Source organism: Aquabacterium humicola, from assembly GCF_030167915.1.
GTDB classification, from domain to species: domain Bacteria; phylum Pseudomonadota; class Gammaproteobacteria; order Burkholderiales; family Burkholderiaceae_C; genus Pseudaquabacterium; species Pseudaquabacterium humicola.
The window spans coordinates 135,607-150,700 of record NZ_JARGNB010000004.1; the positions used below are offsets into that span (position 1 = coordinate 135,607).

Here is a 15,094-nt window from a genome sequence, read left to right on the forward strand (position 1 = left end):
CGGCGATTGTCCCTGCCGGGACGATCAGCCGAACCGCATGGGGTGATGCAGCGACGGATCGGCGTGCACCAGGTCGAGCGGGAAGCGCCGGCCGGCCAGGTGGTCGTCGATGCAGCGCAGGACCAGCGGGCTGCGGAGCTCGGCCTGGCGCGCGCGGATCTGATCGACGGTAAGCCACAGCGTGCGCACGATGCCGTGGTCGAGCGCACGACCGGGGATCGGCTCGCCGACGGTGCCGCTGAATCCGAAACGCAGGTAGGTGACGTCCTCGCCGGTGGCCGGACGATGGAAGCGCGCGAGGTACACGCCGAGCAGCGCCTCGGGCACGAAGCTGCGGGCGGTCTCCTCCAGCGCCTCGCGCACCACGCCTTCCAGGGGCGTCTCGCCGGGGTCGAGGTGGCCGGCCGGGTTGTTCAGCCGCAGCCCCTCGGCGGTGTGCTCCTCGACGAGCAGGAAGCGATCACCCTCGGCGATCACCGCGGCGACCGTGACACTGGGTTTCCAACGCGCTGACATCAGCGCCCGCCCGGCCGCCCGAAGGGCGCTGAGCCCCCCTCGGGGGGAGCGAACGACGTGAGCAGGGGGCAGACCATCACCCGATCGTAGAACGTCCCCGAGGCGGCAGGGGCCGCGCATCGGGCTTGGGTAAGCTGCCGCGGCTTCGGCCCGCGCGGCCGTGTCGCGCGCACGACACCGGCCTGGCCGCCGCGTGATGTTCCAATGGCCGTCCCTGCGACGAGGAGGTCTGCACCATGTCGACAAGCGTTCCAATCGAGTCCAAGACGGCCACGCAGCCGCTGCTGATCGGTGTCCCCAAGGAAACGGCGGCCGGCGAGAAACGCGTCGCGACCGTGCCGGAAGTGGTCGAGAAGCTGATCAAGCTCGGCTTCTCGGTCGCGGTGCAAAGCGGTGCCGGCGACGCCGCGAACTGCGACGACGACAGCTACCGCGCCGCCGGCGCGCGCATCGTCGACAGCGCCGCCGACCTCTGGGCGGGCGCGGACATCGTCTTCAAGGTGCGCCCGCCGAGCGCGGAAGAAGTCGGCCTGATGCGCGAAGGCGGCACCTTGATCGGCTTCGTCTGGCCGGCCCAGAACCCCGAGCTGATGCAGCAGCTGGCGGCGAAGAAGGCCACCGTGCTGGCGATCGATTCGCTGCCGCGCACGCTGTCGCGCGCGCAGAAGATGGACGCGCTGACCTCGCAGGCGGGTGTCGCCGGCTATCGCGCGGTCATCGAGGCCGCCAATGCCTTTGGCCGCTTCTTCAACGGGCAGATCACGGCCGCGGGCAAGGTGCCGCCGGCCAAGGTGTTCATCGCCGGCGCCGGGGTGGCGGGGCTGGCCGCCATCGGCACCGCCGTCGGCCTGGGCGCCATCGTGCGCGCCAACGACACCCGCGCCGAGGTGGCCGACCAGGTGGTGTCGCTGGGCGGCGAGTTCGTCAAGGTCGACTACGAGGAAGAAGGCTCGGGCGGCGGCGGCTACGCCAAGGTGATGAGCGAGGGCTTCCAGGCCGCGCAGCGCGCGATGTACGCCCAGCAGGCGCGCGAGGTGGACATCATCATCACGACCGCGTTGATCCCCGGCAAGCCGGCGCCCCGGCTGATCACCGCCGAGATGGTGAAGAGCATGAAGCCCGGCAGCGTGATCGTCGACATGGCGGCCGAGCAGGGCGGCAACTGCGAGCTCACCGAGCCGGGCCAGGCCGTGGTCCGCCACGGCGTCACCATCGTCGGCTACACCGACCTCGTGAGCCGGCTGGCCAAGCAGTCCTCCACGCTGTATGCGACCAACCTCTTCCGCCTCACCGAGGAGCTGTGCAAGAGCAAGGACGGCACCATCGACGTCGCGATGGACGACGACGCCATCCGCGGCCTGACGGTCATCAAGGAGGGCAGCATCACCTGGCCGCCACCCCCGCCCAAGCCGGCGGCCACGCCCGTGGCCAAGCCGGCCGCCGCCGCGGCAGCGCCGGCGAAGAAGGCGCACGGCCACGGTGCGCCCAGCGAGCCGATGGCCGGCCGCACGCTGGCCATCATGTTCGCCGTCGCCGCCGTGTGTTTCTGGTTCGTCGGCGCCTACGCGCCGGCCGCGTTCCTGGGGCACTTCACCGTCTTCGTGCTGGCTTGCTTCGTCGGCTACATGGTGGTGTGGAACGTGACGCCCGCGCTGCACACGCCGCTGATGAGCGTGACCAATGCCATCTCCAGCATCATCGCCATCGGCGCGCTGGTGCAGATCGCGCCGCCGCTGGCCGGCGGAGCGGCGCCCGGCAGCTGGATACGCTGGATGGCCGTCGTCGCCATCGCGCTGACGGCGGTGAACATGTTCGGCGGCTTCGCCGTGACGCAGCGCATGCTGTCGATGTTCCGCAAGTAGGAGAACGCAGATGTCCCCGAGCCTGGCCACTGCGGCCTACATCGCCGCCATCATCCTCTTCATCCTCAGCCTGGGCGGGCTGTCGAACCCCGAGACCTCTCGCCGCGGCAACCTGTACGGCGTCATCGGCATGGCCATCGCCGTGCTCGCCACCGTGTTCGGCCCGCGCGTCACGGCGGCCGGCATCCCGTGGATCGTCGGCGCGATGGTCGCTGGCGGCGCGATCGGCCTCTACGCGGCGAGGGTCGTCAAGATGACCCAGATGCCGGAGCTGGTGGCGCTGATGCACAGCCTCGTCGGCCTCGCCGCGTGCCTGGTGGGATTTGCTTCCTACATCGACACCTCGCACCCGCTCACCGGCGCCGAGAAGACCATCCACGAGCTCGAGATCTACATCGGCGTGCTGATCGGCGCGGTCACGTTCTCGGGCTCGCTGATCGCCTTCGGCAAGCTCAACGGCCGCATCGGCGGCAAGCCGCTGCTGCTGCCGGCGCGCCACTGGCTCAACCTGGCCGGGCTGCTGGTGGTGATCTGGTTCGGCGGCCGCTTCATCGCCGCGCCGGACATCCAGGCGGGCATGACGCCGCTGATCGTGATGACCGTCATCGCGCTGCTGTTCGGCGTGCACATGGTGATGGCCATCGGCGGCGCCGACATGCCGGTGGTGGTGTCGATGCTCAACAGCTACTCCGGCTGGGCGGCGGCGGCGACCGGCTTCATGCTGTCCAACGACCTGCTGATCGTGGTCGGCGCGCTGGTGGGGTCCTCGGGCGCGATCCTGTCGTACATCATGTGTCGGGCGATGAACCGCAACTTCATCAGCGTCATCGCCGGCGGCTTCGGCACCGCCGGCGGCACGCCGGCGCCAGCAGGCGGCCCGGCGCAGCCGGCCGGCGAAGTGGTGCCGGTGAGCGCGGCCGAAACCGCCGAGCTGCTCAAGGAGGCCAAGAGCGTGATCATCGTGCCGGGCTACGGCATGGCGGTGGCGCAGGCCCAGCACACGGTCTACGAGATCACCAAGCACCTGCGCGAGAAGGGCGTCAACATCCGCTTCGGCATCCACCCGGTGGCCGGCCGCATGCCCGGCCACATGAACGTGCTGCTGGCCGAGGCCAAGGTGCCCTACGACATCGTGATGGAGATGGACGAGCTCAACGACGACTTCCCCGACACGCACGTCGCGATGGTCATCGGCGCCAACGACATCGTGAACCCGGCCGCTCAGGACGACCCGACCAGCCCGATCGCCGGCATGCCGGTGCTCGAGGTGTGGAAGGCCAAGACCTCCATCGTCATGAAGCGCAGCATGGCGTCCGGTTATGCCGGCGTCGACAACCCGTTGTTCTACAAGGAGAACAACCGCATGCTCTTCGGCGACGCGAAGAAGATGCTCGACGAGGTGCTGGTGGCGCTGAAGGCCTGACGCGCGGTCGCGACGCGACGTCAGTCGTGCCGCCGCAGCCCCAGGTGCGCCATCACCGCGAGCCCGGCCAGCAGCTTCAACGAGCCGCCGCGTTCCGGCATGCCGCTGATGGACCAGGCGGTCAGGCGGCGCCCGTCCGCCGGGGCCGTGCGCCGGTCGGTTGCGCCCGCGCTCAGGTAGGCGTCGTAGCTCGCGGCCTGGTCGATCGTCAGCTGGTCGTCGACGAAGTAGGTCGCGCCGTCGACATGCAGCGTGCCCGACAGCGACAGCAGGCCGCTGGCCGCGTTGTAGCCGACGGTGTAGGTGCCGTCGATGCGCGTGGCCGAGCGCAGGTCGGCGGCGCTGCCCTCGGCCGGCGCGTCCTGCGGCCGCTCGAAGGCGAAGCAGAACTGCGTGCTGAAGGACTGCTCCGGCGCCCAGCAGCTCACGCCGTCGTCGGCCGATGCGTCGGCAGTCCAGGACGGCATCCAGGCGCCGGCGGCAGGGCTGGCAGCGATGGTGGCTTGCAGGGTGGTCGGGTTCATGTGGGTGTCCTTTCGGGGCTCGTTGCAGCGGAACATCCGGGCACGCAACCATCTTCGGCGACGCGACCGCGTGCACCAAGCGACTGGGGGTGACGCCGAGGTGACATGCATCGCACACTCGGACCTGCCCGCCATGTCACGCTCGCCAGCCGACCCCGCAGCGCCCGCCGACGACCCGCCGACCGCGCTGGTGCGCGCGGAGCTGGCCGAGGTGCTGGCCTCGCCCGCATTCGCCGCGGCCAGCGCGCACCAGCGCCTGCTGCGCCACCTGGTGGAGCACAGCCTCGCCGGCGACCTGGCGCGACTGAAGGAGACCATGCTGGGCATCGAGGTGTTCCAGCGCCCGGCCGCCAGCTTCGACCCGGCACAGGACAGCATCGTGCGTGTCGAGGCCCGCCGCCTGCGGCAGCGGCTGCAGCGCCACTACGACAACGAGGGCCGCACCGCCGAGCTGCGCATCGAGCTGCCGCGAGGCAGCTACCAGCCGCAGTTCGTGCGCCAGCGACTGCCGCAGGACAGCGCCCAGGCGTTGGCGGCCGAGCTGGTCGAGCGCGGCCAGTACTTCCTGCGCCAGGGCCACGAGACCGGTCACCGCAAGGCGCTCGAGCGCTTCGAGGCGGCGGTCGCCGCCGATCCGACGCAGGCCGCCCCGCATGCGGGCGTCGCCAGGGCCTGGATGCAGCTGGTGGCCACCAACATCGAGCCGCCGCGGCCCGGCGTCGACCATGCGCTGGCGGCCGTGCACGAGGCGCTGCGCCGCGATCCCGGGCATGCCGATGCGCTGGTGCTGTGCGCCCAGCTCGAGCACCGGTTCCGCTTCGACTGGCCGGCCGCCGAGGCGCTGTTCGCGCGTGCGCTCGCGCGCGCGCCGCAGTCGCCGTACGTGCGCCACGCGCATGCGTTCGGCCTGATGCTGCGGCGCCAGTTCGAGGCGGCCGAGTCCGAGCTCGTGCATGCCCGGCGGCTCGACCCGCTGCACCTGGGCCTGCGCGCGCACGAGGCCCTGCTGCACCTGTACCGGCGCGACTGGGACAGCGCGGCCGCGGCGCTGCATGCGCTGCTCGACATGAGCGCGGACAACCTGCTCGCGCTGGCCCTGCTGGCCAACGTCGACCTGCTGCAGGGCAATGCCGCGTCGGCCTTGCAGCGCTACCAGCGCGTGCAGCAGCTGCATCCGCGCATGAGCATCGGCCCGGCCGGCATCGCGCAGGCGCTGGCCCTGCTCGGGCGGCACGACGAAGCCCGCGCCGCGGTGAACGAGCTGCAGTCGCGCTGGGCGGGCCACTACGTCTCGCCGTACCAGCTGGCGATGGTGGCGATGCGGCTGGACGAGCCGGACGCCGCGCTGACGCTGCTGGCGCGCGCGGTCGACGAGCGCGACCCGAACGCGGTGTGCCTGCCCGTGGACCCGTGCTTCGACGGCGTGGCCGGCGACGCACGTTTCCTGGCGCTGCAGGCGCGGGTGCTGGGGGCCTGACGAAGATCGATGGCGCGGTCGCCGTCAGGACCGCCGGGCACCCGACCCGCGGCCGGCCGACGCCAGCCCGATCAGCGCCGTCGCCAGCAGCAGCAGTGAGCCCGGCTCCGGCACCGTGCCGGGGCCGCCGATGTCGCTGAGGAATACGCCCGAACCCGAGGTCCAGCTCAGGCCGTCGGGCAGGTCGCCGAAGCGGAAGCTCGAGGTGTGGCCGAAATCGCAGATGGCGCCGGTGCGACAGTCGACGTTCAGGCTCGCATCGATGTCGATCGAGGCCAGCCCCGGCGGCACCAGCAGCGTCGCCGACAGCAGCCCGCTCGCCAGACCGGTGAACTGCGTGTGCCAGGCACCTGCGTCGTTGTTGCCCGCCGGCTGGAAGGTGAAGTAGCTGCCGCCCGGGCCGCCGAAGGTGCCGTAGTTGAACTGCGCGCCGCCGAGCACGCCCGGGTTCAGGTGCTGCAGCGAGATCGACGAGAAGTTCTGGCTGTTCTGACCCAGCACGATCGAGCTGGTGATGTTCTGGCTGCCGAACGCCGGCCCGTTCTGGTCGGTGACGTTGCCCAGCGTCTCCCAGAAGAACTCCAGCTCCAGCACGCTGCCGGTCGTGTTGTTGAAGGTGATCGTGTCGATCCAGCGCGCGAAGCCGAAGCCGAGGCTGGGCCCGGCAGCGCCCGCCTCGGCGTAGACGTGCAGGCTGCCGGTGGCGAGGTCGGCCGCCGCGTAGGACGTCGTCAGCACCGCGCCGGAGATCTGCGTCGTGTCCGCGAAGGCCGCCGTCATCGTGGCGCCCGCGCTGCTGCTGCCGTTCGGCCCGGTGACATTGCCGCCGGGCACCAGCGCCCCATTGCGCGCATGGGCGGTCGAGCCATCGGGCTGCGGCCCGGATTGCGCGATCGACACCGAACGGGCTTCGACCAGCAACGTCGCCTGCGCGGCACCGACCGCCATGGCGGCCAGCAGGGCCAGCGTGCCGCGGGTGGTGGCCCGCAGCAGCGGGTGCGGGTTCGGGAAGGGGCGGTCCATCGTCGGCTCCTGAGGGGTGGAAGGGGTGGGCTGCACTGTGGTCGCCGCGCGTTAGGCAATCGCTAGCGGCACGGCCCGTCGCGAGCGCCCGGAAGCCCCGCGAACGGGGGATCAGCCGTTGCGCCGCAGCCCCAGGTGGGCCATGACCGCGAGGCCTGCCAGCAGCTTCAACGAGCCGTTCTGCTCCGGCAGCCCCGCCACCGACCAGGCCGTCAGGCGGCGCTCGGACGGGCGGCCAGCGCCGCCATCGGCGCCATCGTCGGCGCTGACGTAACCCTCGGCGCTGGACGCCTGGTCGATCGTCAGCTGGTCGTCGACGAAGTAGGTTGCGCCGTCGACATTCAAGATGCCCGACAGCACCAGCAGGCCGCTGGCTGCGTTGTAGCTGACGGTGTAGGTGCCGGCGATGCGCGCGGCCGAGCGCAGGTCGGCGGCCACCGCGACGACCGGCGCATGCGGCGGCCGCTCGAAGGCGAAGCAGAACTGCGTGCTGAACGACTGCTCGGGCGACCAGCGGGCCGCTTCTCCTCCGGCGGACTCGCCCGCGGCGGCACCGCCGCCCGGGCGGGCGACGCCGCCCTCGTGGACACCGGGGGCAGGCAGCGGGGTGGGCGTCATGGCGGTCCTTTCCGGGCGGCGGGCATCGGGCCGCCGCACTGTCGCGACCGGCCGTTAGGCGATCGTTAGCGCCCAGATTGCCGGCGCGCTGCGGCCGACGCCCAGCGTTGACGTGCAAGCGGGTGTGCGGGGGCGGGGTGCGCGGGCGGGCGGCCGGACCGCCTCAACCCAGCGCGTCTCGCACTGCATCGGCCAGCGCGCAGGCGGCGCCGTCCCGCCAGGCCCGGGCGAGCGTCGCGGCATCGACCTGTCGTGCGCACAGGCGCCGCAGGCGCAGGAGGTCGCGCCGGTCGGCGCGTCCGAGCGGGCCGCAGTGCAGCGGCGCGAAGCGCTCGGCGAAGCCCATCAGCCGCGCCGCCGGCAGCGGCTGCCGCAGGCGGACCAGCGCACGCGGCAGGTTCCACAGGCCGTAGGCCAGCAGCAAGGGCTCGGGCAGCGCGAAGGCCACGCGCACGCAGTCGCGGTAGGCATCGGCCGCGTCCTGCCAGCGGCGCAGCCGCAGCAGCGCCTCGCCGCGCGCATTGCTGGCATGTGCATGCTGCGCCCCGTCGCCGCTGTCGCGGGCATCGGCGATCACCTCATCGAGCAGTGCCAGCGCCTCGTCGCAGCCGTCGCGCGATTCGGCCAGCGCGATCGCCAGGTTGGCGCGGCCGGTGTTGGTGCCGTGGCGGTCGCCGGCCTGCTGCCACAAGGCGAGCGCGCCGCGCTGCAGCGAGATCGCCGCGGCGCGGTCGCGCGGTCGCATCACGGCGCCGCGCGTGGCCAGCAGGCTGGCCAGCAGCGACTGCGCGCCGGCGGCTTCGGCCAGCGCCTGTGCCTCGTCGAGCCAGCCGAGCACGGCCGGATCGCGGCGCATGCGCCAGCGCAGGTGCGCCAGGCGCGCCAGCACCCGCGCGCGCGGCAGGCCCGCGGCCGGCAGTTCGGCCAGCGCCGCGTCGGCCAGCGCGGTCGCACCCGCGGGATCGCCCGCGCGCAGCAGCGCCCGCGCGACGAAGGCCCGCGTCGTCGACCGGTCGTCGGCAAGCCGCATCGCCGCCGTGCTGTCGGCCAGCGCGCGCAGCGCCGCCGAGGGCAGCGACAGGTCGGTCAGCGCGGCGCCCTGCAGCGCGGCCGCCAGCGCCGCGGCATCGTCCGGCGCATCATCGTCGCGCGCGCTGGCGATGGCCGCGGCGAGGTTGGCGAGCTCGGCGCGCAGCGTGCGCAGCGGCGCGTCGGCGGGCAGTGCGCTCGCCCAGGCGACGACCCACCGCCGGTGCCGCGCGCGCAGCGCCGCCCACGTGGCGGCGTCGTGGCCACCGGCGGCAAAGGCGCGCACCGGCTCGGGCAGGTGATAGCGGTCATTGTCAGCGTCCAGGCGCAGCATCGAATGGGCGACCAGCTCGTCCAGGGCCAGCGCGGTGTCGACCGGCGACGCCTCACCGGCGATCGCCTGCGCCGCCGGCGCCGCGAAGCCCTCGGCGAACACCGCCAGCGCGCCCAGCAGCGCACGCGCGGGCGCCGACAGCAGCTGCCAGCTCCATTGCACGACCGCCAGCATCGACGCATGGCGCGGATCGTGGCCGCTGCGCGGCCCGGCGCGCGCCAGCAGCGCCAGCGCCTGAACGGAGGGGGCGTCGGCCGCCTGCTCCAGCAGCGCCAGCAGCTGCGCCGGCGCGAGGCTGCGCACGCGTGCGGCGGCCAGCTCGATCGCGAGCGGCATGCCCTCCAGGCGGCGCACCAGCGCCCGCACCGCGTCGCGGTTGCGGCGGCTCAGGTGGAAGTCGCCGCGCGCGGCGCGGGCCCGGTCGATGAACAGCGCCACCGCCGGGTTCGAGGCCAGCGCCTCGTCGTCGCCGTCATCGAGCGCGGGCGGCAGCGGCAACGGCGGCAGCACGAAGGCCGCTTCGCCGTCGAGCGCCAGCAGCCGGCGCGACGTGGCCAGCACATGCAGCCCCGGCAGGCGCTCGAGCCATTCGGCGATGAGCGGCGCGCCGTCGTCGGCCAGCTGCTCCAGGTTGTCCATCACCAGCAGCACGCGGCGCTCGCCGAGCAGCGCGCCCAGCTGCTGCAGCGGCGTGCCGGCGCGACCCTCGTGGCGCAGGGCGGCCAGCACCGCATCGAACAGCGCGTCGCCGCGGCGGCAGTCGACCAGCGGCACGAAGGCGATGGTGTCGAACGGCGGCTCGGCCGCGTCGGCGAAACGGCGCGCGAGCTCCACCGCAAGCCGCGTCTTGCCATGGCCACCGGGGCCCGTCACGGTGACCAGGCGCTGCCGGCGCACGGTCTGCGACAGCCGGTGCACCATCGGCTCGATGCCGTGCAGCCGCGTCAGGTAGCGTGGCAGCGCCGGCGCCGACCAGCGTGCGGCGGGCGCCGAGGGGGCGACCGGGGTGTGCACCGGCGCGTGCACCGGCGCCCGCTGCGGTGGCGACGCCGGCAGCGACGCGGACCCCGCGGCGGCCGGCTCACCGAGGCGGTCCGCCAGCGCGGCCAGGCGCTGCCGCTCGTCGACGATCCACTCGTCGTAGAAGCCGGGCAGCAGCTCGCCGCGGTACAGCGCGCGCGCCGCATCGACGCGGCGCGCGCGCCACGCCGCCTCGAAGGCCGGCACGTCGCAGTCGAGCGCACCGGCGACCAGGCGCAGGTGGGTGCGATCGGCCTGCAGCACCGCTGGCGCACCGGGCGGCTCGAGCAGGCTCTTCAGCGTCGACAGCACCTGGCGCAGCCGGTTGCGGCCGACGTCGATGCCGACGCCGGGCCACAGCAGTTCGATCAGCTCCTCGCGCGCGAAGGCCCGGTCCGGCGCGCTCGCCAGCCGCGCCAGCAGGGCGCCGGCCGCCCGGCCGGGCAGGCGCAGCGGGCCGGCCGTCCCGACGAGCTGCAGATCGCCCAGCAGCCGCAGCTGCCACGGTGCCTCAGCGGCCACGGGCCCCGTCGCGCGAGCGCGCGCCGGCCGCGGCGCGTGCCGGCGCCGCGGCGGTCTGCGGGTTGATGCGGCTGGGCAGCGCCCCCGCCTCGCGGAAGGCCGACGCCGTGCCGGCGATGGTGCTCCAGCGCACGCCGGCGATCAGGCCGACGCGCGCCGCCCAGGCCTCGATCTGCGCGATGCCGTCGCTGGTGCCGACGACCGTCAGCGTCTTCGGCGCGACGTTGATGGTGCTGCTGTAGACCGGCTGCACCAGCGTGCCCCCGTTCTCCAGCCCCGCGAGCTGGTTGGCCAGCGCCTCGGCCGTGGCGAGCGTGCGGCCGCCGTTGCCGACCGCCACGAGGTTGGCCTGCGGATCGTGCGCCTTCCAGTCGGCCGACGAGCGTGGGCGCCACAGCCCGGCGGCGGTGTCGTCGCTGCCGCTGCCGTGGCCGATCGCCTGCACGATGCCCCACAGCGTCTCGGCCTGCCAGCGCGTGCCGCCGCTGACCTGAGCGCTGCGCAGGCCATCGATCTCGTTCGTCTGCAGGCCGGAGGCGACGCTGGTCGCGACGCCGCCGAGCGCCGCGATGCGCTCGGCGCAGCGTGCGCGATCGGCCGCGCTGTGCGAATGCACGTCGAACTCGACGCCGAGCGGACGCAGCGCGGCGATCACCTCGCCGGCGCGCGCCTCGCCGAGCAGCCAGTCGATGTCGGCGCCGATCGACCACTTCATGCCCGTGGCCTGCGCGCCGACGCGACCGGCCTGCACGGCGCGCTGGAAGAAGGCGATCAGCGCATCGACGTTCGGCCAGTTGGTCGGCACGGATTCGATGTGCATGGTGCCCGAGACGTGCAGCAGCGGCCCGCCCAGCGCCGCCGCGCTGCCGCGCAGCTGCGCCATGCCGGCCGCGCCGGCGACGCCCAGGCGCTGCAGGTTGGCGTGCACGTACTGCAGCGCGCCCTCGTAGATCGCCCACTGCGCGGCCTGCTCGGCCGCCGACTTCAAGGGCGACTTCGCCGCCGGGTCCCATGGCGAACGCTTGCCTCCATCGACGTAGACCACGTTCCAGGCCGACTTCTGCGCGAAGAAGTCGTTGTCGTGCATCTTCGCCCCGACGAAGAACGGCGCGCGCGCGCCGGCGGCGTCGTGGGCGCTGGCGAACGCGGCGTCGATCACCGTCGACGCGGCCTGGCCCGTCAGCTCGAAGAGCTTCAAGTCGTAGTGCTCTGGCCGCAGGTGCAGGCCGCGCGCTCTATCACCCAAGTTGAGCGACCCGAGCCCATGCGCCAGCGACCAGGTGGCGCCGAGCTCGCGGAACGCGGTGGCCGCCGCGTCCAGCAGGGGTTCGTCGACCTGCAGCGCCGCGGTGATCGCCGGCCGGGCGTTCGGCAGCGTCACCAGCTGGCTGTAGCCGCCGGCGCGGCTGGTGGGCTGGCCGGTCGCCAGGTCGACCACCGCGGACTCGTAGGCCTTGATGCGCGACACCTGCTCGGCCTGCGGCAGCGCGGCGAGCCCCGCCCAGTCGTAGTTCAGGTAGTAGGGCTTCGGCGGCCGGATGTGGTAGCTCAGGCCGACGTACGGCGATCCCGTCAGGCGGCCCATCAGCGCCGGGAAGTCGCGCTGGTAGAGGTCCAGCATCGTGTCGCTGAGGTAGATGTCGACCGGCAGCCGGTACTGCTCGTGCAGGTCGACGATGCGCTGGACCGTGGCCGCGCTCATCTCGGGGTAGCTGAAGTCCTGCACGTTGATCGAGAAGCTGACGAAATCGCCGGCTTCGGCCGCGCCGGCCAGCGCGCCGCCGACGGTGTGGACGCGCGCGTAGGCCTGGCGCGCGAGCAGGTCGTCGACCGAGCTGCCGTAGCCCGCGAACAGCTGCGTGCCGTCGTAGGCCCGAAGGTCGGCCAGCTGCAGCAGCGCGACGGTGTGCGTGCCCAGCGTGACCTGCTGGTACGCCGGGAACGCAGCCCCAGTGACGGGCACCCAGCCGGCCGCCGTGAAGCCCAGCCAGCGTCCGTCCGGCAGCAACGCGGCGACGTACAGCTGGCCGCTGCGTCCGACATCGGCCGTGCCGGCCTGCAAGTGCAGCGCCAGCGTGGTGCGATGCCGCGGGCCCGAAGCCTCGGCCCAGGCGCTGAAGCCCGCGGGCGCAGCCTGGCCGGCCAGCGCCGCCAGCAGCAGCAGCCCGCAGGCGAACAGGACGCACCGAATCCGTCGAAAGATCTGCCCCTCACGCATGCACCGCTCCTCGCTCGCCTTCGCCGTCGGCGAACCCATTGAACTGCGAGGCCCGGCCCGTGCGCCTGGGGATAACCCGCGCCGCTATCGAATGCCCTGATCAATCGTCCAGGCCCGCTCGGTCAGAATCCGGGGCCGAATTTTTTTGGGATGGCGAGCGACCGAGATGGAGAAGATCTGGCTGAAGCAGTACCCCGCGGGCGTGCCGGCCGAGGTGAAGACCGACGTCTACCCCTCCCTGGTGGCGTTGGTCGACGAGAGCCTGCGCAAGCACCGCGACCTGCCGGCCTACAAGTTCATGGGGCGCTCGGTCAGCTTCGGCGAGGTCGACGAGGCCTCACGCGCGCTGGCCGCCTACCTGCAGGGCATCGGGCTCGAGCGCGGTGACCGCGTCGCGGTGATGATGCCCAACATCCCGCAATACCCGATCGCGGTAGCGGCCATCCTGCGCGCCGGGTTCGTGGTGGTGAACGTCAACCCGCTGTACACCCCGCGCGAGCTGGAGCACCAGCTGAAGGACTCCGGCGCCAAGGCCATCGTCATCATCGAGAACTTCGCCTCGGTGCTGCAGCAGGTGATCGACGCGGTGCCGACGAAGAAGGTGCTGCTCGCCGCGATGGGCGACATGCTCGGCTTCCTGAAGGGCGCGCTGGTCAACCACGTCGTGCGTCGCGTCAAGAAGATGGTGCCCGCCTTCTCGCTGCCCGGCGCCGTGCGCTTCAACGACGCGGTGGCAAAGGGCCGGCGCCTGCGCTACACGCCGCCCACCGTCGGCCCGGACGACATCGCCGTGCTGCAGTACACCGGCGGCACCACCGGCGTCAGCAAGGGCGCGGTGCTGCTGCATCGCAACCTGGTGGCCAACGTGCTGCAGTCCGAAGCCTGGTACCAGCCGGCCTTGAAGAAGGTGCCATCGGGGCAGCAGACCGTCACCGTCTGCGCGCTGCCGCTGTACCACATCTTCGGCTTCACCGCGAACATGATGCTGTCGCTGCGCATCGGCGGCTGCAACCTCCTGATCCCGAACCCGCGCGACATCCCCGCGGTGCTGAAGGAGCTGGCCGACCAGCCCTTCCACAGCTTCCCGGCGGTCAATACGCTGTTCGGCGCGCTGGCCAACCATCCCGACTTCGACAAGGTCGACTGGAGCCACCTGAAGATCTCGGTCGGCGGCGGCATGGCGGTGACGCAGGGCACCGCGCGCCTGTGGCTCGAGAAGACCGGCTGCCCGATCTGCGAGGGCTACGGCCTGTCCGAGACCAGCCCGTCGGCCACCTGCAACCCGGTCGACACCACCGCGTACAGCGGCACCATCGGCCTGCCGCTGCCGTCGACCGAGCTGAAGCTGCTCGACGACGACGGCAACGAGGTGGCGCCCGGCACACCGGGCGAGATCGCGATCAAGGGCCCGCAGGTGATGGCCGGCTACTGGCAGCGCCCGGACGAAACCGCGAAGGTGATGACGGCCGACGGCTTCTTCCGCACCGGCGACATCGGTGTCGTCGACGAACGCGGCTACTTCCGCATCGTCGACCGCAAGAAGGACATGATCCTGGTGTCGGGCTTCAACGTCTACCCGAACGAGATCGAGGACGTGCTGAGCCAGATGCCCGGCGTGCTCGAATGCGCCGCCGTCGGCGTGCCCGACGAGAAGGCCGGCGAGGCGGTGAAGGTGGTGCTGGTGAAGAAGGACGGCGCGCTGACCGAGGCCGACGTGCGCGCCTTCTGCGAGGCAAATCTCACGGGCTACAAGCGTCCCAAGGTCATTGAGTTCCGGACCGAGCTGCCGAAAACACCGGTAGGCAAGATCCTGCGCCGCGAACTGCGCGACGCACGACGTTGACGTCCCGTTCCGGGCCACGCGCCCGACGCTAGACCACCGGCATGACCCCCTCTCCGCGCTACGTGAAGACCGACGGCGGCCGCGCCGCGCTGAAGGAGCGCGCGCCCGACCTGCCCCGGGTCGCGCGCACGCTGCTGCTGATCATCGACGGCAGCAAGAGCGGCGACGACTGGCTGGGCCTCGTGGCCGGCAGCAGCGCGGACACCCTGCAGCATCTCGTCGACCGCGGCTACATCGAACCGGTCGTGCCGCCGCCGCCGAAGGCGCCGCCGGTGGTCGCCGCCGCGCCGGCGCCGGCCGTCGCACCGGTGTCGGTGCCCGCCGCGGCCGAGCCGGTCGACATGCGCGACCTCTCGGCGCCGCCGCCCCCGCCCGCGCCTCCCCCGCTGCCGGCGATCGAGGCCCTGACGGTCGTCTCGTCGACCGGCGCCTCCTTCGACGCGCTGCTCGAGGCCTCGACCTACCGCGATCTGTACGACGAGATGACCGGCAAGGCGCGTCCGCTGCTCGGCCTGATGAGCGGCTACCGCTTCGTGCTCGACATCGAGAAGTGCAACGGTGTCGAGGAGCTGCGCACGCTGGCACGCCGCTTCGTCGAGATCGTGCGCAAGGAGAAGGGCCTGGTCGCGGCCGATGCCTTCTGCCGCGGCCTGGCGGCCCGCCGCGCCGGCGCCGCCTGAACCGT

Annotated in this window: 11 protein-coding genes; 5 read left to right on the forward strand and 6 right to left on the reverse strand. The window is 72.6% G+C overall.

The window, feature by feature from the left end:
• Window positions 1–24: 24 nt before the first annotated feature.
• Window positions 25–516, reverse strand: coding sequence for an NUDIX hydrolase (locus P1K89_RS19485; protein ID WP_284618163.1), 492 nt, complete (start codon window positions 514–516; stop codon window positions 25–27).
• A gap of 236 nt (window positions 517–752) precedes the next feature.
• Between P1K89_RS19485 and P1K89_RS19490 the strand changes: the two genes are divergently transcribed.
• Both P1K89_RS19490 and pntB read left to right on the forward strand, forming a co-directional pair.
• Window positions 753–2,378 carry a Re/Si-specific NAD(P)(+) transhydrogenase subunit alpha gene (locus P1K89_RS19490; RefSeq protein WP_284618164.1) on the forward strand — a complete coding sequence of 542 codons (1,626 nt, stop codon included), beginning with the start codon at window positions 753–755 and terminating at the stop codon, window positions 2,376–2,378.
• 10 nt (window positions 2,379–2,388) lie between these two features.
• Entirely contained in the window at window positions 2,389–3,801 is a 1,413-nt protein-coding gene (gene pntB / locus P1K89_RS19495) for a Re/Si-specific NAD(P)(+) transhydrogenase subunit beta (RefSeq protein WP_284618165.1), read from the forward strand.
• Window positions 3,802–3,821: 20 nt separating this feature from the next.
• On the opposite strand, the gene P1K89_RS19500 is transcribed toward pntB, so the two are convergent.
• A complete protein-coding gene (locus P1K89_RS19500; protein WP_284618166.1) occupies window positions 3,822–4,325 on the reverse strand; it encodes a hypothetical protein in 504 nt (167 codons plus the stop codon).
• Between the two features lie 133 nt (window positions 4,326–4,458).
• On the opposite strand from P1K89_RS19500, the gene P1K89_RS19505 reads away from it, so the two are divergent.
• Entirely contained in the window at window positions 4,459–5,802 is a 1,344-nt protein-coding gene (locus P1K89_RS19505) for a tetratricopeptide repeat protein (RefSeq protein ID WP_284618167.1), read from the forward strand.
• A 24-nt stretch (window positions 5,803–5,826) separates the two neighbouring features.
• Here the strand turns inward: P1K89_RS19505 and P1K89_RS19510 are convergent, their stop codons facing one another.
• The 4 genes from P1K89_RS19510 to P1K89_RS19525 all read right to left on the reverse strand — a co-directional run bounded on the left by P1K89_RS19510 (window position 5,827) and on the right by P1K89_RS19525 (window position 12,566).
• Complete coding sequence (locus P1K89_RS19510) at window positions 5,827–6,825, reverse strand: PEP-CTERM sorting domain-containing protein (RefSeq protein WP_284618168.1); 999 nt, start codon at window positions 6,823–6,825, stop codon at window positions 5,827–5,829.
• A 111-nt stretch (window positions 6,826–6,936) separates the two neighbouring features.
• Complete coding sequence (locus P1K89_RS19515; RefSeq protein ID WP_284618169.1) at window positions 6,937–7,443, reverse strand: hypothetical protein; 507 nt, start codon at window positions 7,441–7,443, stop codon at window positions 6,937–6,939.
• Between the two features lie 163 nt (window positions 7,444–7,606).
• Entirely contained in the window at window positions 7,607–10,348 is a 2,742-nt protein-coding gene (locus P1K89_RS19520) for an AfsR/SARP family transcriptional regulator (protein ID WP_284618170.1), read from the reverse strand.
• Window positions 10,338–12,566 (reverse strand): hypothetical protein, encoded by a 2,229-nt coding sequence (locus P1K89_RS19525; RefSeq protein ID WP_284618171.1) that lies wholly within the window; start codon window positions 12,564–12,566, stop codon window positions 10,338–10,340. The genes P1K89_RS19520 and P1K89_RS19525 overlap by 11 nt, the downstream gene beginning before the upstream one ends.
• Before the next feature lie 166 nt (window positions 12,567–12,732).
• On the opposite strand from P1K89_RS19525, the gene P1K89_RS19530 reads away from it, so the two are divergent.
• The gene (locus P1K89_RS19530) at window positions 12,733–14,409 is read left to right on the forward strand and encodes a long-chain-fatty-acid--CoA ligase (RefSeq protein WP_284618172.1); all 1,677 of its coding nucleotides are present in this window, start codon (window positions 12,733–12,735) and stop codon (window positions 14,407–14,409) included.
• Window positions 14,410–14,450: 41 nt separating this feature from the next.
• Entirely contained in the window at window positions 14,451–15,089 is a 639-nt protein-coding gene (locus tag P1K89_RS19535; protein ID WP_284618173.1) for a hypothetical protein, read from the forward strand.
• The last annotated feature ends 5 nt before the right edge of the window (window positions 15,090–15,094 follow it).